We start from the raw sequence: 3864 nt of genomic DNA on the forward strand, positions 1-3864 counted from the left end.
CCAGAGAGCGCCGAGGCCGACAGCCACTGCATCCGGTCCAGCCGCCAGCATGCCGTGCCAGAAGGCGCGCGCCCGGCGGCCATCCCAGTCGTCGGCACGGATCGTGACGGTGCGCGTGTTGTACAGGCCGCGCGCGACACGCCCCCAGGTCCCGGCGTCGACTAGCCGCCGTCGACTGTGTGCCGACAAGCCAGCATGCTCACACTGATGGGCGGCGACGAGGCCGGCCTGATCGGCGGCCAGTGTGAGCAATGGCGGGGGAATGGTCACGTAGCGCATGCCGCAGCCTGGCTCGCGGGAGCCGCGGCACGCTCGTGCGCACAGGGGGTGCTGTGGACGACGGTGCATCAGGCGTCACCTGTGGACAACAGCACTGGCCGCCCAACCCCGCGCCCGCGCCGACCGCGCGAAAGGTGCCGGTTCCCGGCGTCGAGCGCGCGGAAAGTGCCGTTCCCGCGCTGAGAACAGCACCAACCCCGCGTTCGGCGGGGGCGGGGGAGGTGAGCGTGGGACGGGGGAGCGGGAGGGGGTCAGGGCGTGTAGACCATGCCCATTGCCTCGCGGACCTCCGTCAGCGTGGCGTCGGCGATCTCGGTGGCGCGCGCGTTGCCCTCAGCGAGCACGCCCGCGACGAAGCCGGGGTCGGCCTCGAGCTCGCGGCGGCGCTCGCGGATCGGGCGCAGGTGCTCGTTGACCACCTCGGTGACGAGCGTCTTGAGACCGCCGCCGCCGCCGTCGCCGATCTCGGACGCGATGTCCACCGGGTCGCGACCCGACAACGTTGCCGCGATCACCAGCAGGTTCGCTACCTCGGGCCGGCCCTCGGGGTCGTAGGTGATGTGGCGGTCGGAGTCGGTGACGGCGCGCTTGAGCTGCTTGGCCGTCTCGTCCTCGGTCATCGCGAGATCGATCGTGTTGCCCTTGGACTTGCTCATCTTCTGGCCGTCGAGACCGAGCACGTTGACCGTCTCCGACAGCAGCGCATCGGGAGAAGGGAACACCTGGCGCCCGCCCGCATAGCGCTCGTTGAACCGGCGCGCCACCACCCGGGTCTGCTCCAGATGCGGTAGCTGGTCCTTGCCCACCGGCACGAGGTTGGCCTTGCAGAACAGGATGTCCGCGGCCTGGTGCACCGGGTAGGTGAGCAGCAGCCCACTCATCGGGCGCCCACCGGTGGCCTCGTGCTCGGCCTTGACCGTGGGGTTGCGGCGCAGCTCCGAGTCGGTCACCAGGGACAGGAACGGCAGCATCAGCTGGTTGAGCGCCGGCACGGCGGAGTGGGCGAAGATCGTTGACCGCGACGGGTCGATGCCCAGCGCCAGATAGTCCGTGACGACCTCCCGCACGCGTTCGGTGATCGAGGAGATGTCGTCACGGTCGGTGATGACCTGGTAATCGGCCACCAACACCATCGTCTCCACGCCGAGATCCTGCAACCGGACCCGGTTGGAGAGGGTGCCGAGGTAGTGACCCAGGTGCAGCCGCCCGGTGGGACGGTCGCCCGTGAGCACCCGGAACTGCGAGGGGTCGACGGCGATCTGCTCCTCGATCTCTCGGCTGCGGTTCTGCGCCGTCACAAGTGAGCGGTCGGAGATCGCGCTGGGCTCGAAGTCGGGGGCGTCGTCGAAAAGCTCGGTGGTCACCGCAGCAGGGTACTGATGATGGCGGCCCCGGGCTGACCTCGGCTCCCGCTGCGCTCTCCGGCAGCGGTGGGTGGGGTGCTGAGCTGTGCCATGGCGATGGCGCTCACGACAGGTCGAGTGCCACCACGGGGAGCGACTCGAGGTCGGTGCCCAGGGACTGCTCGATCGTGCGCGAGAGCACCGCCCATGCCAGCGGGTGCGCTCGCTGGTAGGACTCGAGCACCTCGGTGGTGTCCTGGCGCGGCAGCTCGCGCGCAGTCGCTGGTGCCGACCGGAGACGTCCGACGCTCACACGTACCTCCGGGTGTGCCCGAACGTTGCGCAGCCAGTCGGCGCGTTCGCCGAAGCCGGCGACCACGACGTAGCGACCCGGCAGTGGATGTCCGATCACCTCCAGCACCACCCTCCGCACCAGGCCGGACCGGCGGCCACGGTGCTCGAGCATGAGAATCCGCCGCCCGAGCAGCCACCCCAGGCCGCGCCGGTACAGGCCGATCGGCGCACGCACGAACCCACGGGAGCGCAGCGCCACCGTGGTGGCGCGGACCAACCATGTCGGTGGATCAGTCATCGGCCCCACGATAGGTGCGAGGTTCGCACGGCGCCGACTCCGCTCGGGAACGTTCTGGCGGCCCGCGGCGTTATGTCATGGAGAGCACAGGGGGTGCACACATGAGAAAGCGAAAGTACGAGGAGCTCGAGCTCGACGACGGCACGATCGTGAAGTACCGGCGCCACGAGAACGGCGGTGGCATGGTCGCGATGCGCGCCGACGTCGATCGCACGGCTCGCATCGAGGAGAACGCCTGGGTGGACCCGGACGCGACCGTCGCGGCCGGTGCACGCCTGGGAGCTGGGTGCTGGGTACAGACCGGCGCCCGCGTCGAGAGCGACGCCTACCTGGCCACGGGCGTGCACGTGGAGCACGACGCGATCGTCGGCGCCCGCGCACGCATCGGCAGCCGCAGCCTGATCGGAGCGCAGGCCCGCGTGGCCGCCGGTGTCACTCTTGACGCCGACTCCGAGATCCCGGCCGGCGCCACGGTCAGTCGGCGCGGCGTCGTCGAGGTGGTCCGCGCGGCCTGAGCTTCCGCTCAGATCGTGCGACCCACCACCCGGCCGGTCAGCAGGCAGCCGCCGAGGAAGGTGCCCTCGAGCGAACGGTGTCCGTGGATGCCGCCGCCACCGAACCCGGCGGCCTCACCGACCGCCCACAGGCCGGGCAGTACGCCGCCGTCGGGACGCAGCACGCGCCCCGAGAAGTCGGTGTGCAGCCCGCCGAGGGTCTTGCGCGTCAGCGCCCGGAGCCGCACCGCCAGCAGTGGCCCGTCCGAGGGATCGGTGATCGGTGCCGGCTCCGCGACCCGCATTCGCTTGTCGACGACGTAGTGGCGCGCCTTGCGCACCTCGTCCAGCTGGGCATCCCCGCCGTTCTCGACGGCGGCGTCCCGCGTCCCGATGACGCTCGCCAGCGCCTCGGGCGAGATCTGGGAGGACCCGACCAACGCGTTCATCCCAGCCGCGAGGGACGCGACGTCGTCGGCCCACACGAAGTCAGGGGACGCCGTCGAGAACTCCATGACCGGTGTGGCACCGCCGGTGACGCGTTTGAGGAGCTGACGCACGCTCTTGCCCGTGAGGTCGGGATTCATGTCGGAGCCTGAGAACGCGAACTCCTTGGCCATGATGGCCTTGTTGAGCACGAACCAGGAGTGCTCGTCGCCGCGAGCGGTAAGGTGTTGGAGCGCGCCGAGCGCGTCGAAGCCGGGGAACAGCGGAGCGGGGAGGCGGTGGCCGTCGGCGTCGAGCCACAACGAGCTCGGGCCGGGGAGGATCCGCACGCCGTGCTTGGTCCAGACCGCCGGGTCCATCGGCAGGCCCTCGGGATAGTGCCACATGCGGTCGGTGTGCACCACGTCGGCGCCGGCCGCGGCGGCGCGGTCGATACCGCTGCCGTCGGTGCCGTCGGGGACACCGGCGAGCAGGTCCTGCGGCAGCCGGCCGGCGCTCGCGGGCCAAAGCGTGCGCACCAGCTGGTGGTTGGCGCCGATGCCCCCGCTGGCGACGACCACGTGCTCCGCAGCGATCTCCTCGTGGCCCACGACCTCGCGGTTGCTGGCGTGGCCGCGCGCTGCCGAGGAGTGCGCGAGCACGTCCGCGCGCACGCCGGTCACGGCACCGTCGGTCGTGACGATCTCGGTGACCCGACGGCGGAATCTCA

Annotated in this window: 5 protein-coding genes; 1 reads left to right on the forward strand and 4 read right to left on the reverse strand. The window is 71.0% G+C overall.

Annotation, left to right across the window (positions count from 1 at the left end):
• The 3 genes from ACOJSN_RS10295 to ACOJSN_RS10305 form a co-directional block, all read right to left on the reverse strand.
• A partial coding sequence (locus ACOJSN_RS10295) for a type IV toxin-antitoxin system AbiEi family antitoxin domain-containing protein (RefSeq protein ID WP_420112405.1) occupies positions 1–348 on the reverse strand: 348 nt, incomplete at its 3' end.
• 182 nt (positions 349–530) lie between these two features.
• Complete coding sequence (gene trpS / locus ACOJSN_RS10300; RefSeq protein ID WP_420112406.1) at positions 531–1643, reverse strand: tryptophan--tRNA ligase; 1113 nt, start codon at positions 1641–1643, stop codon at positions 531–533.
• A gap of 103 nt (positions 1644–1746) precedes the next feature.
• Positions 1747–2214, reverse strand: coding sequence for a nitroreductase family deazaflavin-dependent oxidoreductase (locus tag ACOJSN_RS10305; protein WP_420112407.1), 468 nt, complete (start codon positions 2212–2214; stop codon positions 1747–1749).
• 101 nt (positions 2215–2315) lie between these two features.
• Here ACOJSN_RS10305 and ACOJSN_RS10310 point away from each other — a divergent pair, with 101 nt between their 5' ends.
• Entirely contained in the window at positions 2316–2729 is a 414-nt protein-coding gene (locus ACOJSN_RS10310) for a DapH/DapD/GlmU-related protein (RefSeq protein ID WP_420112408.1), read from the forward strand.
• A gap of 8 nt (positions 2730–2737) precedes the next feature.
• Here the strand turns inward: ACOJSN_RS10310 and ACOJSN_RS10315 are convergent.
• A partial coding sequence (locus ACOJSN_RS10315) for an FAD-binding dehydrogenase (RefSeq protein WP_420112409.1) occupies positions 2738–3864 on the reverse strand: 1127 nt, incomplete at its 5' end.

Source organism: Pseudactinotalea sp., from assembly GCF_048594945.1.
GTDB lineage: Bacteria > Actinomycetota > Actinomycetes > Actinomycetales > Beutenbergiaceae > Pseudactinotalea.